The organism is Pseudomonas sp. P1_A1 (assembly GCF_056406935.1).
On the sequence record NZ_JBFTZE010000011.1, the window covers coordinates 138,282 to 163,780 of the forward strand.

Genomic DNA, 25,499 nt, shown 5'->3' on the forward strand with positions numbered 1-25,499 from the left:
AAGAATTCGTCTGTAGGGGCTGACTATGTAAAAGCCCCAACCACCCACTTCACTTTCTCCAGCGCCTCCCTGAGCGCCCCCATCTCCACGGAGCCCAGCGCCAGGCGAAACGCATGTGGAACGTTGGCCGACGTGGCAAACGGTTCGGCGGTTGAGACCGACACATTTTCCCGCATCAACGCCATGGCGATCTGGTCGGCCCGTGCGTCTTCCGATAATGGCAGCCAAAGAAAATACGACGAAGGATGGCGAATACAGCGCAGCCCCGCCAGCACCTCGCCGGCCACGATTTGCCGGGCCTGCGCGTCCCGGCGTTTTTCGGCTTCCAGTTGCATGACGGTGCCGTCGTCAAGCCAGGTGGTGGCAATCGCCGTCATCACACCCGGGGTATTCCAGGTGGTTGCCTTGATCGTGCGCTCCAGCGCGGGCACGTTCTGCAGGGGGGCGGCGACGAAGCCGACGCGCAGTCCGGTGGCCACGCTTTTGGAGAGCCCTGACACATAAATCGTCCTCTCGGGGGCGAGTACCGCCAGCGGCGCGGGTGGATTTTCGGCGAGGAAGGCGTAAGCAGCGTCTTCAATGATCAGCAGCCCATGCTCGCGCGCAATCGTCACCAGGTGTTCCCGTTGCTCGGCACTCATCACCCAGCCCAGCGGATTGTGCAGGGTCGGCATCGTGTACACGGCCCGCACGCGTCGATGCCGGCACAGGCTTTCCAGCCCCTGCAGATCCGGCCCGTGATCGAGTACCGGAATGGGCACGATTTCAAGGTGCAGCGTGTCGGCCAGGGCCTTGAACCCCGGGTAGGTCAACGCGTCCGCGGCAATCACGTCACCGGGTTGCAACAGCGCCATCATCGTCACCGCCAGCCCTTGCTGGGCGCCGGTGACGATCAGCACTTGCTCAGCCTCGACCGTCAGCCCTCGAACGCGCAGATGACGCGCCACAGCGGCGCGCTCATGCGGGCGCCCGGCGTGTGGCTGGTAGCGCAGCAACGCTTCCAGATCGCCGGCCGAGGCGAGTTGGCGCAGGGCATTGCGCAACAATTCAGCCTGCCCGGGAAGCGCCGGATAGTTGAAGTTCAGGTCGGTCATGCCGGCGGCAACGCTGTGTTGATCGATAGCCTGGTTGGGCGACCACGAGGTTTCCCTGACGAACGTCCCCCGCCCCGTCTCCCCGCTGACCAGGCCCATGGCTTCCAGCTCCGCATAGACCCGGCTTGCCGTCACCAGGGCCAGGCCTTCCGTGGTTGCCAACTGACGGTGAGTCGGCAAGCGTGTGCCCGGCAACAGGCGCCCTGAACGAATATCCGCGGCAAACGTATCCACCAGTGATTTGTAGCGGGAACGAGGCATGAGCAGATGTATCCATGACAATATTTTGATTGTATTGAGTTTCGTCCATACGATGCCTTCCATGCAACCTGAGCATGAAGGGGATCCAGAATGGAACGCACATCGAACCTGCAACAGCACACCACGGAAAAGACCGCCAGCGGATGGCTCAACGGGTTCATCGGCGTGCTCATCTTCAGCGGCTCGCTGCCGGCGACACGGGTGGCCGTTCTGCAGTTCGACCCGGTTTTCCTGACTGTCGCCCGGGCCAGTATCGCTGCCCTTGTGGCGCTGTGCTTGCTGCTGCTGTTCAAGGAGAAACGGCCGGCCAGGCATCAGCTGCTCTCCCTGGCCATCGTGGCCCTGGGCGTTGTATTTGGGTTTCCGCTGTTGACCGCACTGGCGCTGCAATATGTAACGTCTGCGCACTCCATCGTCTTCGTTGGCCTGTTGCCGCTCGCCACCGCAGCGTTCGGGGTCTGGCGCGGCGGCGAACGGCCCCGGCCAGTGTTCTGGTTCTTCTCGGTGCTGGGCAGCCTGCTGGTGGTGGGGTTTGCCGTCTCCCAAGGCCTGACGGCCGCTCCTGCGGGGGACATTCTGATGTTGCTGGCGATCCTGGTGTGTGGGTTGGGCTATGCCGAAGGTGCGAAGCTTTCCAAGACTCTGGGAGGCTGGCAGGTGATTTCCTGGGCCCTGGTGCTGTCGCTGCCCGTCATGGCCCCGCTAACCTGGTTGCTGGCCCCGCCTTCGCTCTCGGCAATTACCCCGCCTGCGTGGTTGAGCCTGGCTTACGTGTCGCTGTTCAGCATGTTGATTGGCTTTGTGTTCTGGTACCGCGGGCTGGCTCAGGGCGGAATTGCCGCCGTCGGCCAGCTTCAGTTGCTGCAGCCGTTTTTCGGCCTGGCACTGGCGGCCACGTTGCTGCATGAGCAGGTCAGCGTTGCCATGCTGGGGGTGACCGTGGCAGTGATTCTTTGCGTGGCCGGGGCACGAAAGTTCTCGAAATAGACAGCTCACGTGGCGAAACAAACCGACTGCTGGTCGGCCTCCGGGCGGCAGGAGGGCTAATATTTTAATGCGAGGGCATGATTTGTGTTCTGCCGTGGTGGACCGGCCTCCGAGATGTTATCGGTCCACCGCAGTACTGGAGGAGGAATGAAAATGGCCAATTTCGCGAAAAAACTGCCGGTGCACACCGACGACGAAAAAACCAGTCAACAATCACAGGTGCCAGACCCTTGGCGGCCTTTGGAAAGACTGCGCCAACAAGTCGACCACCTGTTTGAAGACTTCAATCGTGGCTCGGCGCTGACACCTTTCCGGCGTGGGCTGTTTGATGTCGAACCGTTCTGGAGCCGGGATTTTATCGGCCGCAGCCTGCCTGCGGTGGATATCAGCGAGAAGGATGAAAGCTTCGAAATCACCGCCGAATTGCCGGGCATGGATCAGGAGAATATCGACCTCAAACTGTCCAACGGCAATCTGATCATCAAGGGTGAAAAGAAAGAGGACAAGGAAGAAAAAAGGAAAGGCTATCACCTGTCAGAGCGTCACTATGGCTCCTTTGAACGGGTATTCAGCCTGCCAAAAGGCGTCRATGCCGACAAGATCGAAGCGAGCTTCAGCAAAGGCGTGCTGAGCATTACGCTGCCGAAGAAACCTGAAGCCTTGAAAGCGGACAAAAAGGTGCAAATCAAATCAAGCTGAACCCGCTGTCGTGCAACAGAAAGCCCCTGGTCGGGAAACCGGCCAGGGGCTTTTTATGTAGCGGCCAGAGCACTAAAGAGGCCCCGTCAGTTCCACGCTGTCGCGGTACTCCGGCACCGAGACCGACCAGCCCAGCTCCAGGCTGATGCGCCGGCGCAATACATCCGAGGCATTGGGTTCGCCATGTACCACATAGGTGTGTTTCGGCGGCCGCTTGAAGCCGCGCAACCACAGCATGATTTCATCGCAGTCGGCGTGCGCGGACAGGGTTTCCATCGGCACCACTTCGGCGCGAATCGGCACGTCTTTGCCGTGAATACGTACCGACGGGGCGCCTGCGATGATCTGCGCACCGCGGGTGCCGCCCGCCTGAAAGCCCGGCACCAGCAGCGTATTGAGCGGGTTGGGCGCCAGCGCCTTGAGGTGGTGCAGTACCCGCCCGCCAGTGGCCATGCCGCTGGCGGCGATGATCACCGCAGGTGTGCGCTGCTGGTCCAGCTCAATGGAATCTCTGGTGGAACGCACAAAACGCGTGACATGGCACATGCCTTCGCACTCTTCCAGGGACAACCGGTGTTCGCTGCGAAAACGCTGGTACAACCGCGTAACGTCGGTGGCCATGGGGCTGTTTAGGTAGATCGGCAGGTCGGGAATCGCGCGTTTTTGTTGCAAGCGATACAGGTGATACATCAGCAATTGCGCGCGACCGACCGCGAACGATGGCACCAGCGTGATGCCATGGCGCAGCGCGGTACGGGTGATGACCTCGGCCAGTTGATCCTCCGGGGGCTCGTCGGGATGCCGACGGTCACCATAGGTCGACTCCACCAGCAGATAATCGGTCTGCTCGATCGTTTCCGGGGCAAACATCAATGGATCGTTCGGCCGCCCCAGATCCCCGGAGCACACGAGCGTGACGCCGTCGGCGACGACTTCCACGGTCGCTGCGCCCAGAATATGCCCGGCACCGCGCAACAGAATGCTCATCCCCGGGACAATATCGACCCGGTGGTGCAACTGCACCGGCCGCAGCAATTTCAATGCCCGCTCGGCGTCTTGCTCGGTGTACAGCGGCAAGGCCGGAGAGTGTTTGGAGAAGCCATGGCGATTGGCGAACTCGGCCTCTTCTTCCTGCAAGCGGCCGCTGTCACGCAGCAGGATTTTCACCAGCTCACAGGTGGCTGGCGTGGCATACACCGGGCCGCGATAACCGTTGCGCACCAACACCGGCAGGTAGCCGCTGTGGTCCAGATGAGCGTGGGTCAGCACAATGGCTTCGAGGTCGCGAACCGACAGCTGGAACGGGTCCCAGTTGTGCAAGCGCAGTTGTTTATAGCCCTGGAACAGGCCGCAATCGATCAGCACATGCTGGTCGCGATGTTCCAGCAAGTACTTGCTGCCCGTGACCGTGCCCGCAGCACCGAGAAATGTCATTCGCATGGCCGTTTCCTTGCGCATTCATGGAGCGCTATTGATCGCTCCTTTACGCCCATGGGTAGTTGATTTTTGTCAACCGAGGCCACACGGGTTGATCTTTTCAGTCGAGCCGGGGCAATGGCTTGACGATCGTCAGGCTGCAAGGTGACCGGTTCAATACACTTTCGGCCGTACTGCCGATGAATATATCGATCCCGCGATGGTAGGTCGTTCCCAGCACCACCATGTCGAAAGCACATTGTTGTGCGAAACGGGCAATCACCTCGGGGGGAGTGCCGGGCAGCAGATGACGTTGTCGTTTCTCGATTCCGTAGCGTTCGGCAAGCGCCTCAAAGGCCTCCAGCTGAGCATCGCTGACCGCATCTCTCAAACTGCCACCCAGTGTCGCCGTCGGCACATTCACTTGCGCCGCCCCCAACTCCGACCAGCCGCTGACATTGAGCAGGTGCAAGGTAGCGCCGCAGGGCTCGGCCAGGCTCGATGCGAGATCGAGAATCCGGTCATTGAGCCCCTGGGTCAGCTCCTCCAGATGGGACAAATCGATGGTCGCCAGTATGCTCAACGGCTTGGGATTTGTGGCATCGATGACCAGGTGCAAGGGCGCCGGACAGTCGCGCAGCAACTGCCAGTCCAGCGGCCGATGGAAAGCACGATCGAGCGCCGATACGCGGTGTGTGTCCTTGATCACCAGGTCTGCATGGAAGTCATTCACGTACTCCAGCAGATGCGCCAGGGTCGGTCTGGCCCACACCACTTCAGTGCTCACTTGCACGCCCTCGCATCGTTGAAACCGGGCTTGCTGCTCCAGCCATTGGCGATGTACCTGCAAGTAACCTTCCCGCGCCTGGGCCATTGCGTCGTGGTCAAACAGGCCGGCCGCCGCCAGCGCCTGGACATAATCGAAAGCGACAATGTGCAACACCGCACCGGTTGCACAGGCCAGGGCCCGCGCCCGTTCGAACGCCGGGGTGCGGATCATTTCGGTCGGGGCAATCAATAGCAAACGTTGAATTTTCACCCTCACCCACCTCATCTGGATAGCTTCAGGTTGTGGCTCAAGTATCGAGGGGCTCTCGCCATGCGGCTCTGATTTTTATCAACTAATGGCCGGTCAGGCATCGGCTTGGCGCCCGACGCTTGAACCCGGCTGCCTGACCGCCAGAATGCTGCCCGGCACCGAGTACAACGCCCGCTCGGTGTTGCTGCCGATCAACCGGTCGATCCCCACGCGATGCACCGTGCCCATCACCACCACATCCGCCAGGTATTGCTCGACAAACTCACTGATCACCGGCACCGGCAGGCCCATGACAAAGTGCCGACGCTCGGGAGGAACACCGTAGCGATCCGCCAGGGTGATAAATGCCCGATGCAGGGATTCGCGCAATTCTTCGACGAAGTCCACGCCCCAGCCACCGGCGATCAGCGGCGCATCGCCATTGAACGCGGGCGACAAGTCGTAGGCGTACAGCAGATGCAGCGGTGCATCGCATTGCAGCGCCAATGCGTTGGCCGTCTGGATGATGGTGTCGTTCAGGCCACTGATTTGTGTCGCCGGATCGAACGGGTCCACGGCGGCCACGACCCGGTGCGGCAGCCCGTAACGGACCTGATTGACCAAGTGCACGGGGATCGGGCATTCACGCAGCAGGTGACAATCGAGCGGGGTGATGAACACCCGCTTGAGCGCCGGTTCCAAGGTGACATCCTTGATCAGCAGGTCGGGCTTGAGGTCTTCGACTGCCTTCAAAATGTCCAGCAACGGATGGGTGGTGAAGACGGCTTCAACCGTCACTGTCACACCTTGCCCGCTAAGCCGCTCGACCTCGTCGGCCACCCAACGATGACAGTGGCGCAGATAACGTTGATACCCCGCCTCGTCGATTTTTTCTTCCCATAAATGAACAATCGGTGCCGGATCGACAAAGGCCCGCACATCCAGCGCGGCCCCGCTCGCCTTGGCCAGCGCGACGGCACGGAGCAAGGCAGGGGACTGATGCAGGGTCCGGTCGGCAATCAGCAACAAACGTTGATATTGACCCATCTCACACCTCCGCTCGAAACCGGTCCTTACGCGCCGGCATGAGCCAAGACTGCGCTCGTTGCCCCCTCCCCCAGGTTGATTTACATCAAATACCCGCCAATGAACGCCCTCGTGACGGGTGTCTGATCCAGATCAGATTCAACGGCTGCCAGCAGGGTAAAAAGGAATCGACCGCGTGACTGATTTCCACGCATCCGCTTTTCAAACAGGATGGAGGACCTTCCATGCTCACAGTCAAAGACCACAATGATCGGGCCGCAGCCGCCTATGCCGCAGTCACCGGAAAATACTGGATCGAAGCGCTCAAGGACGGCCGCCATGTGCTGATCCGGCCACTGTTGGAAAAGGACCGCGAACTTGAATACGCCTTCATCAAGCGCCTGTCACCCGAGTCCCGGCACATGCGTTTTCTCGCGCAGATCAACGAGCCCGGCGCCGCCATGCTCGATCAGTTGATGGACACCGATAATAAACAGCGCATGGCCTACATCGCGCTGGTTCACGAAAACGGCAAATTGATCGAAATCGGCGTCAGTCGCTACGCCGCCACAGCGGAACATGAGTGTGAGTGCGCGGTGACGGTCGCTGATGAATGGCAGCACTTGGGTCTGGGCACCATTTTGATGGAACATCTGATCAAGGCGGCCCGCAGAAACGGTTTTAATCAGATGTATTCGATCGACGCCGCCAGCAATACCCTCATGCGCGACCTGACCAAAGCCTTGGGTTTCGAGCGGCACAATGATCCCAACGACAGCCGCCAGGTCATTCATCGTCTGTATATGTCGTAAAGCCGATTGCCCCACGACGTACCGGCCAACGGTCCGCCGTGGGGCAAGTCAACGTTCAGGGTTACAACGACCTGTCGGGTTTGATCGCCAGCACACTGCAAGGGGCCCGGTGCAAGAGCTGTTCGGCAGTCGTCCCCAATAGCTTGCTCAACCCCGAGTGCCGCACCGTCCCCATCACAATGACATCGGTGTGATGGTCCTCGGCGAACTTGCAGATACTCGGCAATGGCGCACCTTCGATGAAGTGCCGACGCTCCGACGGCACGCCGTGACGCTCGGCCAGCGCCGTAAACGTCTGGTGTTGCGCCGTGCCCATGGCTTCGTAAAGACCGGAGGCCAACGGGAGTGCGCCAACGCCCATGTCCAGGGCATACACGGCCGTCCAGTCATACACATGCACCAACTCGATTTGCGCCTCGCATTGTTCAGCCAGCTTGGTGGCGGCGTCGATAATCTGGTCATTGAATACCAGGTCCTGCTCTTCGCTACGCAACACATCGACGATGGCCAGCACGTTACGTGGCCGCGCGTTCCGGGCGTTGGTCACCAGATGCACCGGCACCGGGCAATCGCGCAACAACTGCCAATCCAGCGGTGTGAAAAACACCCGTTTCAACGCCGACTCTTCCTGGGCGTCCTTGATGATCAGACTCAGCGACATCTCGTTGACGAATTGCAGGATTTCCTCGTAAGGGTGCTGTACCCACACCACCTCGCTGGTGACCTCGACGCCGTGTTTGCTTATCAAATGGGCTTGCTCGGCAAGCCATTGCCGATGGGTTTGCAAATAGCCTTCCCGGGCCTGGGCAATTTGCTCGGGGGCGAACAGGCCGGCGACGGCCAGGGCCTGCAAGTAATCGAATGCCACGATGTGCAGCGGCGATCGCATCGCGCGGGCCAACGCGGCGGCCCGGTCGAACGCCGGAGTACGGGTCATGGAATGGGGGGCGATCAACAGTAAACGCTGAGTCTGCGACATGGGACACCTCGGCACGCGGCCATCTCGATGCAATGAGTAGAACCCTAGAGTGATCGCGGCAGATTCGGGCGACTTGATCTTTGTCAGCTACAGCGCGCGTATGCCCGTTAATGCAGCAACATACCCGCCCACATTGCCAACGTCAGCAAGACCTGGCCGGGGATGATATACGCGGCGAACCGTCGTCCGCCGCTGACCCAGGCCACCAGGCATTTGCTCAGGGAGTTACTGCTGACGGCAACCAGCGTGGGCCCGGCAATGGCGTCGAACGGCAACAGCCCGGCCTTGGCCAGGGCGGCAATGGACGCCGTCGAAGAATGGGCATCGGCGAAACCGGTGAGCGTCGTCGTGACCATCACGCCCACTTCGCCAAAGTGGCTGAGCACCATCGAAGACACAAAGGTGATGCCGGTCATGGTCAGCGTGATGACCAAGGCCAGCTTGAGGTTGAATGCACCGCCGACCTTGACCGGCTGATTGGCACCACTCGCAGGTTCCAGGAACATCAGGCTCAGGCCATACAACACCGTGGCGGCGGCACCACACAACAGCGGTCCCCACATGTGCCGCAACAGACCGGTGTCGACCGCCCCCAGGATCAGGCCGACCTCAATGACGGTAGCCAGGTTGGACAGCATCGCTGCCGCGCTCAGGATTTTGATGTTGCCTGGCTCCTTGGCGGCAAGGTGCCCCATCGCGGCGATGGTCGCGATGCTGGAAGCAAATCCGGAAGCGATGGCGCTGACCGCATAGCCGTAACGAGCGCCCAGGATACGAACGGCGATATGCCCTATCGCCCCGACGGCCATCAGCAACACGGTCAAGCTGCAAATGGTGCGCAGATTGATAGAGGCATACGGACCGATAAAACGGTCAGGCGCCAGTGGCAACACCACCAGCGCGGCGACCAACAGCACCAGACCGTCGCGCATTTCCGCTTCAGTCAATTGGCTACGCGCAAAGTGGTGCAGCTTTTGACGATACGTCAGCAGCCCCGCCACCACCACACCAATGGCAATGGCCAACTCCGGCGCGGTGCCACACCACGCCCCCAATACCAACACCGTGAATAACGCCACTTCACTGGTGACACCAGGATCATTGCTCAGGCTTCGCCAGTAAGCCACGGTGACCAGCAAGGCCAGACAGATCGCCATGGTCCCCAACAGCAGACCACCACCGACCTGCATCGCCACATACCCCAGCAACGCGGTGATCGCAAACGTGCGCAATCCGGCACAGGCACGACTGTCCCCCCGCCCCTTGTGCCGTTCACGTTCAAGGCCGATGAGCATGCCGATCCCCAGCGCAGCTGCCGCCCCTGCCAGGCCCAAGGTGTCGTTCATGTGATTCCTGTCCGGGTAAGCCTCAACCCCAAGACTGCACCGGCATGACGCAGGAGAGATTGATAGTGGTCAATGTTTTATAGATGGACGTGGCGCCCCCCGCCACACGTCGGGACGCAGGCTGGATCACTCGCCAAATTGATAAAGATCAATCCCGTCACCCCGGTCAGCGGCAGGATAAAAGCCAGAGGACCACTGCCCAAACGCAGGGGTGCCAGTGAGTACAGGAATATCTACGTTTATTGACGGGAGTTTGGTCATGTCTGAGCAGTCACGCTTCATGCTGGTCGTCTCACCCCTCATGGAAAACAGCCCCGCATTCGACCGCGCCGCTGCGTTGGCCAAGGCCTCGGGCGCGGCCCTGCATATCGTCGCCTTCGATTACCTGCAAGGCCTGGCAACGGCGAGCATGGTCAACGAACAAGCGCTGGAGGAGATGCGGCTGGGGTATGTCGAGCGCCATCGGCAATGGCTCGAAGAACAGGCCCGCCCCTTGCGTAAAATCGGGGTGCCCGTCACCACGGAGGTGATCTGGGTTGAACGACCTTTGCAGGAAATCCTCATTCATCTCAAAGAACAGCCGATGGCGGTACTGATCAAGGCACTGGAATACGAGTCGCTGCTGTCACGGATCATGTTCACGCCCCTGGATATCCATTTGCTGCGCGAATGCCCGGTGCCGCTGCATTTTGTCAGCCACGTGAAGCACGCGCTGCCGCGCAGAATCGTCGCCGCGGTCGATCCCTTCCATAGCAATACCCAGTACAAGGATTTCAACGACAGGATTTTGCGCGAGGCCTCAAAACTGGCGAGCACCTGTAACGCCCAGCTCGACGTGATCTACGCCCACGACCTTTCATCCCTCAGCGCAGACGAGTTCGATTTCGACAGTAGCTCGGCGCTGTTTTCTTCTGGCAAAGCCAAGACACTGTTCGACGCACAGGCCGATGCCTTCCGCGAACTGGCCGAGCGCAATGGTATTGCGCCAGAGCAACAGCACATGATCATGGGCAACCCGAGCAAGGTCCTCACCCAATACGCCGATGCCTACGACATCGACGTGCTTGTCATGGGCCGGGTCGGCCACCGGGGCGTGGGCCGATTGGTGGGCAGTACGGTGGAGCATCTGCTGTACAAAATGCCGTGCAGTGTCTGGGTGGTTTCACCTGAGGAACTGTAGAGCGCTGTTTCGCACCTGACCTACCAACCTTTCAGACAAAGGACATCACCATGAACGACTTGAGTCTGCGTCAGAGCATTATGGATGAGCTTGAATTCCAGCCTGAGATCGATGCCGCCAACATCGGGGTAACCGTGGACAACGGCGTCGTCACGCTCACCGGGCACGTTAAAAGCTACGCGCAAAAAGTCAGCGCGGAACGCGCGGTAAAAAGCATAAAAGGGGTACGCGCCGTTGCCGAAGAAATTCAGGTCAGGCCGATGAAAAGCGCTGGCACGGCGGACGACGCTATTGCTTCCCGCGCCTTGAATATCCTCACCTGGAGCTCCGACATTCCCGAGCAGGACATCAAGGTCATTGTGCAGAAAGGGTGGATCACCCTTGAAGGCGAAGTGGACTGGCAGTACCAGAAAGAAACCGCCGAGATGGCCGTGCGCAAGTTGTCGGGAGTGGTAGGCGTAGACAATCGGCTCACCCTTCGCCCGCAGGTGAACGTGGAGGATATCCAGCGTCGTATCGAAGAAGCCCTCAAGCGCAATGCCGAAGTCGATGCCCAGGAAATTCACGTCAAGGTCGAAGGCGATGTGGTGAAGCTGGAAGGCAAGGTTCATTTGTGGCGCGAACGCAAGATCGCCGAACGTGCCGCCTGGTCGGTACCGGGGGTGAGGCAAGTGGATGATCATCTGCGCATTGCCTGAGTCAATGATCCCGGGGAACCTGTAATTTCCCGGGATAACAAGCACTTGCGACGGGCCAACGGTTTTCCGTTTGTCGATTGCTTCCGGCGATCTTCCGAACGGAATCCGTGCCCGGGTGCACAGCACCTATGCTTTATATATAACCCCCCAAGGGCGCCATTGACATGACTGAAGTCCGCCTGCTTCAGGGTCAACACTTCAAGGCTGCCTGTTCCAATTGCAGTGTATTAGAATTTTGCCTGCCTTTTGGTCTCGGCAAACTGGAACTCGAGCGCCTGGACAAGCTGATTTTGCAACGGTTCAAGGTCAGGAAAGGCGCTCCCCTCTACCGCGCAGGCGATCCCTTGCGCTTGCTGTATGCGATCCGTATCGGCTCATTCAAGACCAGCGTGTTGTCGCTCGATGGCCGCGAGCAGGTCACCGGATTCCAGTTGCCCGGCGAGATGCTCGGCCTGGACGCCATCAGCGCCGAAGAGCACACCTGTAATGCATTTGCCCTGGAAGACAGTGAAGTCTGCCCCATCCACTTTTCTCAGCTGGAAAAACTCGCCCGGGAGCTGCCGGCACTGCAACACAACCTGAACAGGTTTCTGAGCCGCGAAATCGTCCACGATCACGATCTGCTGATGATGTTGGGCAACATGAACTCGGATGAGCGTCTTGCCGCCTTTCTGCTGAACCTGTCGCAACGCTTGAGCACGCGCGGCTACTCATCGAACCAATTCATACTCAAGATGCGGCGCGACGAAATAGGCTCCTACCTGGGGTTACGCCTGGAAACCATCTGCCGGGGTATCGCCCATCTGCGGGAACAGGAGCTGGTGGAAATAGTCGGTCGTGAGGTCAAGATCCTGAACCTGCACGGGCTCAAGCAGCTGGTCGCTGGTTGCCATTCGGTGGCCTTCCACTGACCCTGCATGGCTTTTCAGCGCTTATCAAGGTAACGAAACAGCTCTTCCTCCTGATCGAAGTGCAGCCGCACAAGGGTATCCAGACGAATCAACTGATGCTGTATCTCATCGACAGAAGCTCTTGCCGGGTCGGTACTGAAATCCGTGCTCATGCGCGCCAGCAAATGGATCAGGCGGAAGATCTCGCGGTGGACGTGACTCATCGCCGACATGGGGTCCTCGCCGGGCAGGCTTTGCGTCAACAGCGGGTACAGGGTGTTTTCATCGTCCCGTTCGTGGCGGGCGAGTGATTCCTGCAGGTTTTTTACCAGCGCCAGCAAGTCGCTCTGCGCTTGCTCGAGTGGGCGCTGGGCGAAGTCGCTTGCCAGTTGGTGCAGATCGCTCAGTACCGAAGCGAGCTGGTCGTGTTCGTCTTGCAGGTGATCGATATGCTCGGCGGCCAGCTTGCGTTGGCGCAAACCCGGCAACGGCCCCAATGCACGCAAGGCATTGAAAATGATCACCACGTCGATGCCCTCCTGCACCACGGCACCGACCAGCGGCGGCAGGTAACCGAAGGCGGCCACTCCCATGGCCAGCACCGACATGCCCATGCCGGCCAATACGCCTTGACGGGCGATGTGGCGGGTCTGACGGGCGATGTCCAGCACCTCGACCAGACGATCCAGACGATCCACCAGCAGCACCACACCCGCTGCTTGCGCGGACGCCGTGGCACCGCTCGCCCCCATGGCCACCCCGACATTGGCCGCCGCCAGGGCGGGGGCATCGTTGATGCCATCACCGACCATCAGTGTGCTGGCGTGCTGGCAGGCATCCTGTACCGCACGCACCTTGTCCCCAGGACTCAACCCGGCGCGCAACTCGTCGATCCCGGCCGACAATGCAATCATCTCGGCGGTTTCCACGCGATCGCCCGTGAGCATGACGATCCGCTCGATGCCTCTGTTGCGCAGTCGGCGCAGGGTCAGCGGGGTTTCCCGACGCAGCTTGTCGGAGAAGATCAGCAGGCCCGCGAGTGCCCCGTCCACTTCAACGAAGCTGCCGCTGCACGCCAGGTAATCCATGCGACGCAGCATGGTGGCGGCCCAGTCGCCAACCGGTGATTCATTCTGAACAAAGGACAACGTGCCGAAACGCACCCGCAGACCATCGATCAACCCGCAAAGACCGGAGCCCGGACTTTCCTCGACCGCCTGCGGCACGCTGAGCGGCAATCCACGCTGACAGGCCGCCTCGACAATGGCCTGGGAGATAGGGTGTGTCGAGGCCTGTGCCAGCGAAGCGGCCAGGCTCAACAGACGCTGCGGATCGAGCGCTCCGTTGGTCTCGATCGACTGCAAACGGGCGTGGCCGCTGGTCAACGTGCCGGTCTTGTCGAGAAACACTTGCTTGACCTCGGCCAGCGCTTCCAGGGTGACGCCGTCCTTGATCAGGATCCCGCGCCGCGCTGCCCTGGAAATACCTGACATGATCGAAATCGGCACGGCCAGAATCAACGGGCAAGGCGTGGCCACCACCATAACCGCCAGCGCGCGCAAAGAGTCGCCACTCATGTACCAGGCGATGCCGGCTATCAACAATGTCAGCGGAATGAAGAACAACGCGTAACGGTCGGCCAAACGCACGAAAGGCGCGCGCGAGCGTCGTGCCGCTTCGGCCAGGCGCACCACCCCGGCATAGGTGCTCTGCGCTGCGGTTCGAGTGGCTGTCAGCAGCATCGGCGCACCGACATTGGTCACACCGCTGGGCAGTAGTTCCCCTTCCCGGCGGGTGACCGGCAATGACTCGCCGGTGAGCGCCGACTCGTCGAGAATCGCCGTGGGGCTGAGTAGACGGCCATCGACCGGTACCACCTCCCCCAGGCGCACAAGCAGCGTCTGATGCAGTTGGATCTGCTCGACCGGAATCTGCCGTAAATTGCCGTTCTCCTGCAGCCAGGCAACGCGTGGCGCCCGGTCGACCAGCGCACGCAGTTCGCGTTCGGCGCGTTGTTGGGTGAAGAACTCCAGGATGCGCCCCGACGCCAGCATCAAGGCAATCACCGCCGCCACCAGCGTCTGCTGAAAAAACAACGCGGCGGCAATCGACAGCAGGGCGATCAGGTCCACACCCGCCTCGCGCCGGGCCAGGCGCCTGACAATCTCGACGAGCAGCACCAGGGCCATCACCAGACTGCCCGCGGCCCAGCAAATCGATGCCCAGTCAGACTTGTGAGCAACCTGCGCAATGCCCCCGGCCAGCAGGGTCAGGGTGGTGAGCAGCAATAAAATCGGGTCCAGCCACTTACTGAACATCGATGTGGGTTCCTCAAGAAACGCTGCGCAGCCCTCGTTGTACAAATGCCTGCGGCTCATCGCCGTCATGGGTAGAGCTTAGGTCTGGAATGCCCGGCATGTTCGCTGCGCGCTATCAATTGAAGCTTCGCCTGGCGTTAGCGCAATAGCGGCAGCAGGACAAAATCGCTGTGTGCTTTCTTTCTGATTTAAATCAAACAGGCATTGCCCGTTCACGTAGACATTTAGAGTCAGCGTTCACACCGCCGTATCTGCGGCCGGCACCCACTCTTTCGATTCCGGCTGGATGTTGCGGTCCGGAACACTGGCCTAGTAAGGGCGAGTGTCGGGTTGTTGTTTTGTCGTGGTGGGCCGCACACCCCATGTTCGTTCGGTTCACCTTATTCGCCAAGAGGAGAAAGAAATGGCCAATTCCGTGAAAAAAATGCCGGTGCAAGCCGAAAAGAAAACCGCTGCGCAGCCAATGACAACCGAGCTGTGGCGGCCCTTTGAAAACCTTCGCCAACAGATCGATCACGTGTTCGAAGACTTCAGCCGCGGCACAGGGCTGTCGCTATTCGGTCGCGGACTGTTTGATGTCGAACCGCTCTGGCGCAAGGAACTGACAGGCTATGGCGTGCCTGCCGTGGACATCACCGAGAAAGACAAGAGCTTCGAAATCACTGCCGAACTGCCCGGCATGGATCAGAAGAACATCGAGCTCAAACTGTCCAACGGTTGCCTGATCATTAAAGGAGAAAAGAAAGAGGACAAGGAAGAAAAGAGAAAGGGTTATCACCTCAGCGAGCGTCACTATGGCTCCTTCGAACGGGTGTTCAACCTGCCCAAGGGGGTCGACGCCGAGAAGATCGAAGCGAGCTTCAGCAAAGGCGTACTGAGCATCTCGCTGCCGAAAAAACCCGAAGCCATGAAAGCGGACAAAGTCGTAACGATCAAAGCCGACTGACCGCAAGCCCGGCCCCTTGCCGGGAAACCGGCAGGGGGCTGCTTTCCGAGAGGGACCCGATCAAAAAAGTGCAAGTCAGCGCGGCCTCTGGCCGTCGACATGACACTACGCAGCCCTGCACGTCGACCAACCCGCCTTTATGGGGATGACGTTCATGAACACACCTTCCCAAAACATGCTGAACCAGCTGTATGGCTCACATACCCGCATTGACGAGGCCTCCATCGTCCCGCTCTTGCGTCAATACGCCGAACCCCTGCCGGAACTGAGTTCACCAGCCTTTGGTGAAATGTTCGACCGCTTCGCGGATGCGCGCGTGGTGATGATCGGTGAGGCCAGCCATGGCACCCGTGATTTCTATCGGACCCGGGCGGCGATTACCCAACGGCTGATCGAGCAGCACGGATTCAATATCGTGGCCGTTGAAGCAGACTGGCCAGACGCGGGTCATGTAGACCGTTATGCCCGGGGGCTGGCGCGCTCGGCCTGGGCACGACACATTTTCAGCCGGTTCCCGACCTGGATGTGGCGCAACACCGATGTGAAAGCGTTCACCCATTGGCTGCATCAGTACAACCACCAACACGCGCCTGAACAGCGCGTCGAGTTTCGCGGTCTGGACGTTTACAGTTTGCGCAACTCCATCCATGAGGTGCTGAGCTATCTGGACCGTGTCGACCCGCCGCTGGCACACGAAGCGCGGCGGCGCTATGGCTGCTTGACCCCGTGGCAGGATGATCCTGCGCTGTACGGCCACTTTGTCGAACGCGACGGCATAATGCCCTGCGAGCATGCGGTGGTCGAACAGCTCAATGCCATGCTGGCCGAGCAACTGAGCGGGGCAATCAAGGACGATGAGGCGTTTTTCGATGCGACCCAGAACGCCCGGGTCATCCAGGCGGCGGAACAATATTACCGAGCGATTTATCGAGGTTCGACGACTTCCTGGAACCTGCGTGACAGGCACATGTTCGACACGTTACGCGCACTGCTCGAACACCGTGGCCCTCAAGCCAAGGCCGTTGTGTGGGCGCACAACTCGCATATCGGCAATGCGGCCGCCACGGAAATGGGCTGGAAGGGTCAGTTCAATATCGGTCAACTGTGCCGCAATGCCTATGGGCGCGATGTGGTTCTGATTGGCATGAGCACCGACCGTGGCCAGGTGGCCGCGGCCGACGACTGGGATGGCGAGATGCTCATCAAGGAGATCCGGCCGTCCCGGCCAGACAGCTGGGAGCGCAAGTTCCTCGATGCCGGCGTCCCGGCCTCATTGACCGACTGGCGGGATCCACAGCGAAAAGAGCTGCGCCGGGCCCTGTCCAAACCGCTGCTGGAGCGGGCCATCGGTGTGATCTATCGACCCGCCAGCGAGCGCAGCAGCCACTACTTCGAGTCAGTGCTGAGCGAACAATTCGACGCCATGGTCTGGATTGAACAGACGCAACCGGTAACCGCGTTGCCCCTGCCGAAAAGCCAGGCGCTGGAACCGGAAGACGAAACTTTTCCATTCGGCATATGACAGGCCAGACGGTGGTTGTCCGCGCGGGACGACTACCGTCGCAAATACTGCTCGAACCAGTCGCCGGCCAGTCTGGCGACTTCTTCGAGGGTTCCCGGTTCCTCAAAAAGATGTGTCGCGCCCGCCACCACTTCCAGACGCTGCTCGCACTGCAGGGCGCGACTGCTTTGCATATTGAGATTGAGCACCACCGGATCCAGCTCACCGACAATCTGCAAGGTCGGCGCCCTCACGCGGGACAGCGCCGCTCCAGCGAGGTCGGTGCGCCCTCCCCGGCTCACCACCGCATGCACCACGTCCGCCCGCTCGGCGGCTGCCAACAGTGCCGCCGCAGCACCGGTGCTGGCGCCGAACAATCCGATCGGTAGCGGTTGCAGTTCGGCGTCCCGGCCAATCCAGTCGATCACCTTCACCAGTCGGTTGGACAGCAGCGCAATATTGAAACGCAATTCCCGGGTCTGGTTGTCCAGGTATTGCTCTGGCTCCGTGAGCAGATCGAACAGCAACGTGCCCACCCCCCGCTGAGCCAGCGACAGCGCAACTTGTTGATTGCGCGGGCTTGAGCGACCACTGCCGCTGCCATGAACGAACACCACCAGGCCGCCAGCGTGCACCGGCAGACGCAGGTCGGCAGACAGCTCCACGTTCCCCAGGTCCAGCTTTCGATAGCGAAGCTCAAACATTGGAGTTCTCCTGACCGGAAGCACTCGTACCGGATTCTTTGCGCCAGGCCCGATGCAAAAGATCGATGACTTCTTCATCCGAGGTCTGGGAAAAATTCATGTACCAATTGCCGATCGACATCAGCCACTCGGGGGTGAGCGGGCAGATCACCTCATCGACTTCGCCATACATCGCCGCTACCGTCTCCGGTGGCGCCACCGGCACGGCGACGACAATACGCGACGGTGCTTGCAGGCGCGCCGCCTGGACCGCCGCCATCATCGAGGCCCCGGTCGCCAGGCCATCGTCGACCAGAATCACCACCTGATCCTTGAGCGCCAAGGGGGCACGCGAGCCCCGGTACAGGCGCTCGCGACGCAACAGCTCCTGGGTTTCCCGTGCTACCACGTTATCGAGCGTGCGCTGATCGATGCGGTTCGCCCGCAGCGTATCGTCATTGACGATCTGGATGCCGCCACTGGCAATCGCGCCCATGGCGAACTCCTGATGGAATGGCACCCCGAGCTTGCGGACCAGCATCAGGTCCAGGCGAACCTCCAGGGCCGTGGCAATTTCATAGGCAACCGGCACGCCGCCACGGGGCAAGGCGAGAACGATGACATCGGGTCGATGAGCGTATTTGAGCAACGGTTCCACCAGCCTTCGACCGGCATCCACCCGGTCACGCAGGAGGGTTTGCGTTGAGGGACTATAAATCACTTGAAAACCTCCCCAGGCGAGCACACCTGTCGGTTCGTATCACACAGCCTTGACCTCTCCACGTCCTTGCGGGATCAAGCATCAGTTTTTATTAAAAATCCTCCGCTGGAGTCTCCTTGTCGTTGATTTTTATCAAGCTCGCGCGCAAGGCCAACCCTGTCCGCGCAAGAGACCGGGCATTTCATTTCGCCGTTGTTGATCAATATCAATCAGGCTGGGGCCCAATGGATTACGTTGCCAATAGTGGACAGCGCCGCCCCGCAGCGGCGCGCTATGGGAGACTGTCATGCCGACCTTGTTTGCGAGCCCGCGATTGCGCTTGTACGACAGCGATGAACTCGATTCGGTGCTGCAGGCAATGGCGCGCCAGGCAGCGGCACTGTTGCCATCCACTCAAGTGGCACTGATTGGCATCCAGCGCCGCGGCGAACCTCTGGCGCAGCGTCTACAACAGCATCTGTCACATCAGACCGGCCAGCCAGAACTGCCGCTCTACCCCTTGAAGGTCAAGCGCTATGCCGATGACCTCAAAGTGCTGCATGCCCACACCGAACTGACCGAAAACCCGCTGCTGGGCGAACTGGACCTTGCCAGCACCACCCTGCTCGTTGTCGACGATGTGCTGTTCGAAGGCCATTCACTCCTGCGTACCTGCGCGTATCTGGCGCAACTCGGTGCTCGTCGGGTCTACACGGCCGTATTGGTCGACCGGCACGTCTGCCAGCAGCCGATCCATGCCGATATCGTCGGCGTGCATCTGCAAGTGGCCGCCACTGACATCGTCGAATGCAACGTGCCCCCTTACGAAAAGGAGTTCTGTATTGAGGTCTGGCGGCATGGCGCCGCGCGATGACGGCGCGACATGCGTAATCGAACAGTGAGTAGCGCTTACTGTTTACTTTTTTCGTCCTGGTCGCCTTCCATCATTCGTGGTCTGAACATGTGCATCGGCATCTGCCAACGGTCATTGCCGTAGAGCCGGTGATGCACCACCGTCCAGAACAGATCGAAAATGGTTTTCTGCTCAGCATCCAAAACCTCGTAGAAAGTTTTGGTACGCACCAGCGCAGCATCCATGCGCTCCAGATGCGCCTCCATCCACTTGGTTTGCATGCGCAAACGCTCTATCTCTCTGGCCATTCTTTCGGGGGTCGTTTCATCCGTCGACGCCCTCTTCGTGCTCGCCCTTTCATCACGTTCGGCCTTGGCCTTTTCCTGATGCTGATTGGCGTCCGCCATGACCCCCGTGGCCCAGGTATCCCAGGCAGCCATTTGTTCCGGCTTGAGATTGAGCTTGCCCTTGAGATCGTCCAGGGTCTGTTGCGTGTATTTGACCCAATCGAAATCCTGAAAACGATGATACATGCCACCTTGCGCAGACATCGGCGGGTTGGCGAAGACGCTGGTAGATGACGCCAGCAACACGCTTGCCGCCATCAACATGCATTGGCCGATCAGGCTTGATCTGTTCATTTCAGTTCATCTCGACACCGTGGGTTGATTCGAGAATAGAAGTCGGCCTGGGGGTGTATCTGATCCACATCAGAAAACAGGCAGGCCGCCGGGCAAGTGGATAGACGGTCGAGTTGCCCCGTAAGAGGAGCGGCCAACCATCGCTATCCACAGTGCTGTCACCCAATCCAGCGGATCACTGGCTCCTTCCGGGGCACGGGCGCGGGCGCGGATTTCGGGTGACCGACGATGATCGGTGCCACTGGCGTCCACTCGGCGGGAAGGCCAAGGTCATGCTTTCCATCCGGCGTACCAAGAAAACCCTGGGCAAAACCGATCCAGCAAGTACCAAGCCCTTCAGCGTACGCCGCGAGCATCAGGTTCTCGGCAGCAAGTGCGCAGTCTTCGACGACCCACTGACCCGGCGCGGTTCCCGAAATCAGGATGAGTACCGGCGCGTGGTAGAAGATTTGATAGTTTTCATCATCGAGCAACGTATGGAAGTGCTCGGGCTGGGCCGCTGCGGGTATTGTCGCCAACAGGTGAGCCTTCGCTTCGCGCGAGACCCGATCCAGCAGGCTCTGGTCGCGTATGACGGTAAATGTCCACGGTTGTTGGTTCATCGCGCTGGGCGCCTGCGCAGCGGCACTGATCAAACGACGAATGACGTCTTCATCAACCGCTTCTGTCGTGTACTCCCGCGTCGAGCGACGGCCCGAGATCGCCTTATCGATGTTCATGGGGGGCATACCTCAAAAGAGTGTCATATCCTTTATAAAGTCATCCGCCCACGAGGGCTTGCTGTTGATCAAAATCAAATCAAGGCACAACCGGCCTCCCGTTTTGTCTGACGACTCACCCCCTCGGAGCGGACCACATTGCGCGAAATTGATCTGCATCTGATAGACGATGAACGCTCAATGCGCACTGCAAGCGTCTGGCTCGCGCAGGAGCGCTGACATGCGCGGGAAAATCATGGCGTGTATCGGTGGGAGTGTCGCGTTGCGGCTGCTGATCCGCGTCATGCTGACAGGCGTCTGCGCACTGGCCTGGAGCGCGGACGGCGCCGCACAGAACGCCGCAAAGAGCGTCGAGCCAGGCGTCACGATCCTCGTTTACCACCGGTTCTCGGACACGGCCGACGACTCGATGACCGTGCGCATGAGCACCTTCGAAACTCAGTTGCGCGTCCTGCGCGAGCACGGTTATCACATTGTGTCGCTGCGCGAGGTGGTCGACTGGCTGCGCAATCCCGATGCGACATTAGCGTCGAAGCCGGTGGCGATCACCGTCGACGACGGGCATCGTTCGGTCTTCGACAAACTGCTGCCCGTCATCCAGCGCGAACGCTTTCCGGTGACCCTGTTTATCTATCCATCGGCCATCTCCAACGCGTCCTATGCGCTGACCTGGGAGCAGTTGCGAACCCTGAAGCAGACCGGGCTCATCGACATCCAGTCGCATACGTACTGGCATCCCAATTTCAACGTCGAGCGCAGGCACCGCACGCCGGCGGATTTCCAGCAATTCGTCCGTACCCAACTGCAAAAATCACGTCAACGCATCGAGTCGCAAACCGGTGTGCAGCAGATCGACATGCTCGCGTGGCCGTTCGGTATCTATGACGACGAATTGATCGCACTCGCCTCCGACGAGGGTTACGCAGTGGCCTTCACACTAGACGCGCGCAAGGCCGACCGGCACGCACGACTGCTCGCCCTGCCGCGCTTTCTGATGAGTGATGCCTACGGCGCGCACGCGTTCACGCAGTTGCTCGGTGAACCGGACACTCAGCCGACCGCGGGGAACCCGCGATGACCTTCATTCGCGCATTGAGGCGCTCTGCGATCCCGGCGCTGCTCGTCGTCACTGCCCTGTTGACCGGGCGAGGCGCACTGGCCGTCACCGGTGTCGTGCTCGACTCGAGCACGCAGAACCCGATCGCCGACGCCATCATCACGACGTCGGCCGGCGTGATGCGTACCGACGAAAACGGACGGTTCGAGACGGCCAAGGCAGTCGAGCGTGTCGCTGCCCGCGCCCCTGGGTATTTGCGCACCGAGGCCAACGTGAGCGACGAAACCCCTATGACGCTCGCCCTGACCCCGTTTCGCCCCAAAGCGGTCTATCTGTCGGTGTTCGGCGTGACCAGTTCGACCCTGCGCAACAACGCTGTCAGCCTTGCTGAAAACACCGAGATCAATGCATTGGTGATCGATGTCAAGGGTGACCGTGGCCTGACGCCCTATCGCAGTGCGGCGCGCGAGGCGATCGGCGCAACGGCCCACTTGACCACACGGGCACCTCAGATGCGCGACTTTCCGGCGCTGCTTGCCAAGCTGCGCGCGCAACACCCGTACCTGATCGCGCGCATCGTGGTGTTCAAGGACGATCCATTCGCCAGTGCGCATCCAGAGTGGAGCGTGCACACCGCCGATGGCCAGCCGTGGCGGGATCTCGAAAAACTGCAATGGATGGACCCGTTTTCGCACGAGGTCTGGCAGCACAATCTCGATGTCGCCGAGGAGGCCGCGCGGATGGGTTTCGACGAGATCCAGTTCGACTATGTGCGTTTTCCCGACAAGAGCGGGCTACGCTTTGCCCTCCCCAACAACCGCGCCAACCGGACCGCGGCGATCATCGGCTTTCTTCAGGCCGCACGCGCACGGCTCGCTCCCTACAATGTATTCGTCTCCGCGGACATCTTCGGCTACGTCTGCTGGAACCTCGACGATACGGCGATCGGCCAGCAAATCGAACTGCTGGGCGCGGAGCTCGACTACATTTCGCCAATGTTGTACCCGTCCGGTTTCACATGGGGGCTGCCGGGCTTTACCAACCCGACAGCCGACCCCGGCCAGATTGTCAGGCGTACCCTGGCGGAGGCGATGAAACGCACCCACCTGCCGGGCGTGCGCTTTCGTCCCTGGTTGCAGGGCTTTCGCGACTACGCCTTCGATCGTCGGCCGTTTGACGCCGAAGCGATCAGCGCACAGGTGAACGCCGCCGACGCCGCCGGCACCGATGGATGGATGTTATGGAACCCACGCAATCACTACGAGGCCGCCGATTTGCCACAGCGCTGAAGCGCTGGGCGATGCTGCTTGGCCTGGCGATGGCGGCGCACATTGCATGCGCCGCCGATCTCGATGCGACGACGCGCCTGCAAGTCGCACAGATCGTCGAGGGCCAGATCGCCGCCGGACGCGTTCCGGGAGCCGTTGTCCTGATCGGTGACGCCACAAAGGTGTTCTATCGTCAGGCCTTTGGACAACGCACGACGACGCCCCCCCGCGAGCCGATGACGCTGGACACCGAGTTCGATCTGGCATCGCTGACCAAGGTCATCGCGACGACCACGGCCATCCTGCAACTGGCCGAAACGGGCCGCATCAGCCTGGACGCCCCCGTTGCACGGTATTGGCCGGCCTTTGGGGCGCACGGCAAAGAGGCGGTGAAAGTGCGTGACCTGCTGGCGCACACGTCCGGGCTGCGCCCAGATTTGCCTGGGCGGCCACCCGGTGCGGGCCGCAAAGGTGTGTTGAGCGCCATCGCGGCGCAGCGGCTGCGCAACGCGCCGGGTGCCCAAGTCATTTACAGTGACCTGAATTTCGTGGTGCTCGGCGAGCTGGTCGAACGCATCACGCACAGCTCGCTCGACACCTATTGCCAGGCTCACATCTTCGGGCCGCTGGGCATGCGCGACACGGTTTTTCTGCCGGATACCCGGCGAGCGATACGCAGCGCACCGACACTCGCCACCAAGGCCGGCACGCTCCGGGGGCACGTACACGATCCGACGGCGCAATGGATGGGCGGTGTCTCCGGTAACGCCGGGCTGTTTTCCACGGCGGACGACCTTGCGCGTTTCGCGCAGATGGTGCTGAACCAGGGGCACGCCGGCAACCGACAGATCCTGCGGCCAGCGAGCATCGCCGCCCTCACGAGCGCCGCTTCGCCGCTCGACAGCGTGCCGTGGCGCGGCCTCGGCTGGGAACTGGTCGCACCGTTCGTATCGAACCATGATCGTCTGCCGCCGATTGGCGTCATCGGCCATACCGGATACACCGGCACGGGACTGTGGATTGATCTGGTGACCCGCCAATTCATCGTCATCCTGAGCAACCGGGTGTATCCCGATGACCGCGGTGACGCTCGCCCGCTTCGTGCGCAATTGCTTGCACTGATGGCCAGTCGCGGCGCACCTGGGAGCGGCGCGCAAATCGGCCGGTTGCTGCCCTCCGCGTTGTCGGCGCTGCGTGCCGCCGATCGCCTGCCCACCTCGACGGGCCCGGTGCAGACAGGCATTGACGTGCTTGAGGCACAGCAATTTGCCCCGCTCACCGGCCTGCGCGTGGGCTTGATCACCAATCGCAGCGGATTCGACGCCAAAGGCCGACGCACCGTCGACGTCCTCGCCCACGCGCCAGGTGTCAGGCTGGCGGCATTGTTCTCACCCGAGCATGGCCTGAACATCGACGTGGACGAACGAGTCGGTGACACCCGCGACCCGGCGACGGGCCTCACCGTGCACAGTCTCTACGGCGCAACGCAGCGCTTCCCGGCCGGTTCGCTCAAAGGGCTGGATGCGCTGATCTTCGATATTCAGGACGCCGGCGTGCGCTTCTTCACCTATGAGACGACACTCGGCTACGCACTCGAAGCCGCCGCGGCGCAAGGCATTGCGCTGTTCGTGCTGGACCGGCCCGACCCGCTCGGCGCACAGCGCTTCGGCGGCCCGGTGATGGACAGTCGCCGCGAATCGTTTACCGGCTATTTCCCTGCACCGCTACAGCCCGGCATGACCGTCGGTGAGCTGGCGCGTCTATTCAACCGCAACAAGCACATTGGTGCGGATCTGCGCGTTGTGCCGATGCAGGGATACCGGCGCACGATGACCTTTGCCGACACCGGGTTGGGATGGGTGCCGCTCTCGCCGAACCTGCGCACGCTCTCCCAGCTGGACCTGTACCCGGATATCGGTTTGCTCGAAGGGGCGAATCTGAGTGTGGGGCGCGGCACACCGCACCCGTTCGAGTGGGTCGGCGCGCCGTGGATCGACGCGACCCGGCTCGCAAACGCGCTGAATGCGTTTGACGTCGGCGCGCATTTCGAGCCGATCGACTTCGTCCCCACCGAATCAAACTGGCACGGTCGGCTCTGTCATGGTGTGAGCATCACCCGCCTTTCAATGCCTGCGCAACGCCCTGTAGCCAGCCTTGGACTGACCCTGCTCGCCACCTTGCACACGCTCTATCCCCACATACTCGACCTGGCGGCGACCCGTGATTCAATCGGCTCGCAAAGCGTGTGGCAGGCGATTCGCGATGGCGCGACACCTGACGCGGCGCAAGCGCTCGACGCGGTGCCACTTGCGCGCTTCGCGCGGCTACGGCAGGAGAATTTGTTGTATTGATCGGCAGCGTCATCGGTTGCCGGTCGATGGCTGTCCAGCCTATTGGGCTTTGTCGG

23 protein-coding genes are annotated in these 25,499 nt (G+C 60.8%); 12 read left to right on the forward strand and 11 right to left on the reverse strand.

The genetic code is table 11. The features are described from left to right. Window positions 1-23: 23 nt before the first annotated feature. Window positions 24-1,355 (reverse strand): aminotransferase-like domain-containing protein, encoded by a 1,332-nt coding sequence (locus tag AC1D2Q_RS18100; protein ID WP_477814055.1) that lies wholly within the window; start codon window positions 1,353-1,355, stop codon window positions 24-26. Between the two features lie 90 nt (window positions 1,356-1,445). Between AC1D2Q_RS18100 and AC1D2Q_RS18105 the strand changes: the two genes are divergently transcribed. Together AC1D2Q_RS18105 and AC1D2Q_RS18110 are read left to right on the forward strand one after the other, a co-directional pair. Then, window positions 1,446-2,342: a DMT family transporter gene (locus AC1D2Q_RS18105; protein ID WP_477814056.1), complete on the forward strand. Its 897-nt coding sequence runs from the start codon at window positions 1,446-1,448 to the stop codon at window positions 2,340-2,342. Between the two features lie 153 nt (window positions 2,343-2,495). Next, window positions 2,496-3,041 carry an Hsp20/alpha crystallin family protein gene (locus tag AC1D2Q_RS18110; protein WP_477814116.1) on the forward strand — a complete coding sequence of 182 codons (546 nt, stop codon included), beginning with the start codon at window positions 2,496-2,498 and terminating at the stop codon, window positions 3,039-3,041. A gap of 72 nt (window positions 3,042-3,113) precedes the next feature. Here the strand turns inward: AC1D2Q_RS18110 and AC1D2Q_RS18115 are convergent, their stop codons facing one another. From AC1D2Q_RS18115 to AC1D2Q_RS18125, 3 genes are all read right to left on the reverse strand, one after another. Continuing rightward, window positions 3,114-4,481, reverse strand: a complete 1,368-nt coding sequence (locus AC1D2Q_RS18115; RefSeq protein WP_477814057.1) for an MBL fold metallo-hydrolase RNA specificity domain-containing protein — start codon at window positions 4,479-4,481, stop codon at window positions 3,114-3,116. Window positions 4,482-4,578: 97 nt separating this feature from the next. Beyond that, on the reverse strand, window positions 4,579-5,496 hold the full coding sequence (locus tag AC1D2Q_RS18120; RefSeq protein ID WP_477814058.1) for a universal stress protein: 918 nt from the start codon (window positions 5,494-5,496) through the stop codon (window positions 4,579-4,581). Between the two features lie 93 nt (window positions 5,497-5,589). After that, window positions 5,590-6,522 carry a universal stress protein gene (locus tag AC1D2Q_RS18125; RefSeq protein ID WP_477814059.1) on the reverse strand — a complete coding sequence of 311 codons (933 nt, stop codon included), beginning with the start codon at window positions 6,520-6,522 and terminating at the stop codon, window positions 5,590-5,592. A 224-nt stretch (window positions 6,523-6,746) separates the two neighbouring features. Here AC1D2Q_RS18125 and AC1D2Q_RS18130 point away from each other — a divergent pair, with 224 nt between their 5' ends. Further along, window positions 6,747-7,313: a GNAT family N-acetyltransferase gene (locus tag AC1D2Q_RS18130; protein ID WP_253425801.1), complete on the forward strand. Its 567-nt coding sequence runs from the start codon at window positions 6,747-6,749 to the stop codon at window positions 7,311-7,313. Window positions 7,314-7,374: 61 nt separating this feature from the next. Here AC1D2Q_RS18130 and AC1D2Q_RS18135 read toward each other — a convergent pair whose 3' ends face one another. After that, window positions 7,375-8,292 (reverse strand): universal stress protein, encoded by a 918-nt coding sequence (locus AC1D2Q_RS18135; RefSeq protein WP_477814060.1) that lies wholly within the window; start codon window positions 8,290-8,292, stop codon window positions 7,375-7,377. A gap of 107 nt (window positions 8,293-8,399) precedes the next feature. Continuing rightward, on the reverse strand, window positions 8,400-9,638 hold the full coding sequence (locus AC1D2Q_RS18140) for an MgtC/SapB family protein (RefSeq protein WP_477814061.1): 1,239 nt from the start codon (window positions 9,636-9,638) through the stop codon (window positions 8,400-8,402). 259 nt (window positions 9,639-9,897) lie between these two features. On the opposite strand from AC1D2Q_RS18140, the gene AC1D2Q_RS18145 reads away from it, so the two are divergent. The 3 genes from AC1D2Q_RS18145 to fnr all read left to right on the forward strand — a co-directional run bounded on the left by AC1D2Q_RS18145 (window position 9,898) and on the right by fnr (window position 12,427). Continuing rightward, window positions 9,898-10,818, forward strand: a complete 921-nt coding sequence (locus AC1D2Q_RS18145) for a universal stress protein (protein ID WP_477814062.1) — start codon at window positions 9,898-9,900, stop codon at window positions 10,816-10,818. Between the two features lie 50 nt (window positions 10,819-10,868). After that, a complete protein-coding gene (locus tag AC1D2Q_RS18150; RefSeq protein ID WP_105346849.1) occupies window positions 10,869-11,516 on the forward strand; it encodes a BON domain-containing protein in 648 nt (215 codons plus the stop codon). 164 nt (window positions 11,517-11,680) lie between these two features. Then, entirely contained in the window at window positions 11,681-12,427 is a 747-nt protein-coding gene (fnr, locus tag AC1D2Q_RS18155; RefSeq protein ID WP_477814063.1) for a fumarate/nitrate reduction transcriptional regulator Fnr, read from the forward strand. Window positions 12,428-12,441: 14 nt separating this feature from the next. Here fnr and AC1D2Q_RS18160 read toward each other — a convergent pair whose 3' ends face one another. After that, window positions 12,442-14,724, reverse strand: coding sequence for a heavy metal translocating P-type ATPase (locus AC1D2Q_RS18160; protein ID WP_477814064.1), 2,283 nt, complete (start codon window positions 14,722-14,724; stop codon window positions 12,442-12,444). A 403-nt stretch (window positions 14,725-15,127) separates the two neighbouring features. On the opposite strand from AC1D2Q_RS18160, the gene AC1D2Q_RS18165 reads away from it, so the two are divergent. Together AC1D2Q_RS18165 and AC1D2Q_RS18170 are read left to right on the forward strand one after the other, a co-directional pair. Then, a complete protein-coding gene (locus AC1D2Q_RS18165; protein ID WP_477814065.1) occupies window positions 15,128-15,670 on the forward strand; it encodes an Hsp20/alpha crystallin family protein in 543 nt (180 codons plus the stop codon). 154 nt (window positions 15,671-15,824) lie between these two features. Next, window positions 15,825-17,192 (forward strand): erythromycin esterase family protein, encoded by a 1,368-nt coding sequence (locus AC1D2Q_RS18170; protein ID WP_477814066.1) that lies wholly within the window; start codon window positions 15,825-15,827, stop codon window positions 17,190-17,192. A 32-nt stretch (window positions 17,193-17,224) separates the two neighbouring features. On the opposite strand, the gene AC1D2Q_RS18175 is transcribed toward AC1D2Q_RS18170, so the two are convergent. Both AC1D2Q_RS18175 and AC1D2Q_RS18180 read right to left on the reverse strand, forming a co-directional pair. Beyond that, window positions 17,225-17,875 (reverse strand): dienelactone hydrolase family protein, encoded by a 651-nt coding sequence (locus tag AC1D2Q_RS18175; protein ID WP_477814067.1) that lies wholly within the window; start codon window positions 17,873-17,875, stop codon window positions 17,225-17,227. After that, window positions 17,868-18,572 carry a phosphoribosyltransferase gene (locus tag AC1D2Q_RS18180; protein WP_477814117.1) on the reverse strand — a complete coding sequence of 235 codons (705 nt, stop codon included), beginning with the start codon at window positions 18,570-18,572 and terminating at the stop codon, window positions 17,868-17,870. Before AC1D2Q_RS18180 ends, AC1D2Q_RS18175 begins: the two co-directional genes overlap by 8 nt. A 289-nt stretch (window positions 18,573-18,861) precedes the next feature. Between AC1D2Q_RS18180 and AC1D2Q_RS18185 the strand changes: the two genes are divergently transcribed. Next, entirely contained in the window at window positions 18,862-19,428 is a 567-nt protein-coding gene (locus AC1D2Q_RS18185; protein ID WP_028939728.1) for a phosphoribosyltransferase family protein, read from the forward strand. A gap of 35 nt (window positions 19,429-19,463) precedes the next feature. Here AC1D2Q_RS18185 and AC1D2Q_RS18190 read toward each other — a convergent pair whose 3' ends face one another. Both AC1D2Q_RS18190 and AC1D2Q_RS18195 read right to left on the reverse strand, forming a co-directional pair. After that, on the reverse strand, window positions 19,464-20,048 hold the full coding sequence (locus AC1D2Q_RS18190) for a Spy/CpxP family protein refolding chaperone (RefSeq protein ID WP_477814068.1): 585 nt from the start codon (window positions 20,046-20,048) through the stop codon (window positions 19,464-19,466). 158 nt (window positions 20,049-20,206) lie between these two features. Next, window positions 20,207-20,767: a nitroreductase family protein gene (locus tag AC1D2Q_RS18195; RefSeq protein WP_305478320.1), complete on the reverse strand. Its 561-nt coding sequence runs from the start codon at window positions 20,765-20,767 to the stop codon at window positions 20,207-20,209. Window positions 20,768-20,987: 220 nt separating this feature from the next. On the opposite strand from AC1D2Q_RS18195, the gene AC1D2Q_RS18200 reads away from it, so the two are divergent. The 3 genes from AC1D2Q_RS18200 to AC1D2Q_RS18210 are packed head-to-tail and all read left to right on the forward strand — an operon-like array spanning window position 20,988 to window position 25,443. Then, window positions 20,988-21,845 carry a polysaccharide deacetylase family protein gene (locus tag AC1D2Q_RS18200; protein ID WP_477814069.1) on the forward strand — a complete coding sequence of 286 codons (858 nt, stop codon included), beginning with the start codon at window positions 20,988-20,990 and terminating at the stop codon, window positions 21,843-21,845. Beyond that, the gene (locus tag AC1D2Q_RS18205; RefSeq protein WP_477814070.1) at window positions 21,842-23,113 is read left to right on the forward strand and encodes a putative glycoside hydrolase; all 1,272 of its coding nucleotides are present in this window, start codon (window positions 21,842-21,844) and stop codon (window positions 23,111-23,113) included. Before AC1D2Q_RS18200 ends, AC1D2Q_RS18205 begins: the two co-directional genes overlap by 4 nt. Continuing rightward, window positions 23,065-25,443, forward strand: coding sequence for an exo-beta-N-acetylmuramidase NamZ domain-containing protein (locus AC1D2Q_RS18210; RefSeq protein WP_477814071.1), 2,379 nt, complete (start codon window positions 23,065-23,067; stop codon window positions 25,441-25,443). The genes AC1D2Q_RS18205 and AC1D2Q_RS18210 overlap by 49 nt, the downstream gene beginning before the upstream one ends. Window positions 25,444-25,499 lie beyond the last annotated feature (56 nt).

Bases quoted from the DNA above. Each gene is read 5' to 3' on its own strand.
- AC1D2Q_RS18170 (WP_477814066.1), top strand. From the start codon at position 15,825: ATGAACACACCTTCCCAAAACATGCTGAACCAGCTGTATGGCTCACAT.
- AC1D2Q_RS18135 (WP_477814060.1), bottom strand. From the start codon at position 8,292: ATGTCGCAGACTCAGCGTTTACTGTTGATCGCCCCCCATTCCATGACC.
- AC1D2Q_RS18145 (WP_477814062.1), top strand. From the start codon at position 9,898: ATGTCTGAGCAGTCACGCTTCATGCTGGTCGTCTCACCCCTCATGGAA.
- AC1D2Q_RS18200 (WP_477814069.1), top strand. From the start codon at position 20,988: ATGCGCGGGAAAATCATGGCGTGTATCGGTGGGAGTGTCGCGTTGCGG.
- AC1D2Q_RS18115 (WP_477814057.1), bottom strand. From the start codon at position 4,481: ATGCGAATGACATTTCTCGGTGCTGCGGGCACGGTCACGGGCAGCAAG.
- AC1D2Q_RS18205 (WP_477814070.1), top strand. From the start codon at position 21,842: ATGACCTTCATTCGCGCATTGAGGCGCTCTGCGATCCCGGCGCTGCTC.
- fnr (WP_477814063.1), top strand. From the start codon at position 11,681: ATGACTGAAGTCCGCCTGCTTCAGGGTCAACACTTCAAGGCTGCCTGT.
- AC1D2Q_RS18130 (WP_253425801.1), top strand. From the start codon at position 6,747: ATGCTCACAGTCAAAGACCACAATGATCGGGCCGCAGCCGCCTATGCC.
- AC1D2Q_RS18160 (WP_477814064.1), bottom strand. From the start codon at position 14,724: ATGTTCAGTAAGTGGCTGGACCCGATTTTATTGCTGCTCACCACCCTG.
- AC1D2Q_RS18175 (WP_477814067.1), bottom strand. From the start codon at position 17,875: ATGTTTGAGCTTCGCTATCGAAAGCTGGACCTGGGGAACGTGGAGCTG.
- AC1D2Q_RS18195 (WP_305478320.1), bottom strand. From the start codon at position 20,767: ATGAACATCGATAAGGCGATCTCGGGCCGTCGCTCGACGCGGGAGTAC.
- AC1D2Q_RS18100 (WP_477814055.1), bottom strand. From the start codon at position 1,355: ATGCCTCGTTCCCGCTACAAATCACTGGTGGATACGTTTGCCGCGGAT.
- AC1D2Q_RS18190 (WP_477814068.1), bottom strand. From the start codon at position 20,048: ATGAACAGATCAAGCCTGATCGGCCAATGCATGTTGATGGCGGCAAGC.
- AC1D2Q_RS18140 (WP_477814061.1), bottom strand. From the start codon at position 9,638: ATGAACGACACCTTGGGCCTGGCAGGGGCGGCAGCTGCGCTGGGGATC.
- AC1D2Q_RS18105 (WP_477814056.1), top strand. From the start codon at position 1,446: ATGGAACGCACATCGAACCTGCAACAGCACACCACGGAAAAGACCGCC.
- AC1D2Q_RS18185 (WP_028939728.1), top strand. From the start codon at position 18,862: ATGCCGACCTTGTTTGCGAGCCCGCGATTGCGCTTGTACGACAGCGAT.
- AC1D2Q_RS18210 (WP_477814071.1), top strand. From the start codon at position 23,065: ATGGAACCCACGCAATCACTACGAGGCCGCCGATTTGCCACAGCGCTG.
- AC1D2Q_RS18125 (WP_477814059.1), bottom strand. From the start codon at position 6,522: ATGGGTCAATATCAACGTTTGTTGCTGATTGCCGACCGGACCCTGCAT.
- AC1D2Q_RS18150 (WP_105346849.1), top strand. From the start codon at position 10,869: ATGAACGACTTGAGTCTGCGTCAGAGCATTATGGATGAGCTTGAATTC.
- AC1D2Q_RS18165 (WP_477814065.1), top strand. From the start codon at position 15,128: ATGGCCAATTCCGTGAAAAAAATGCCGGTGCAAGCCGAAAAGAAAACC.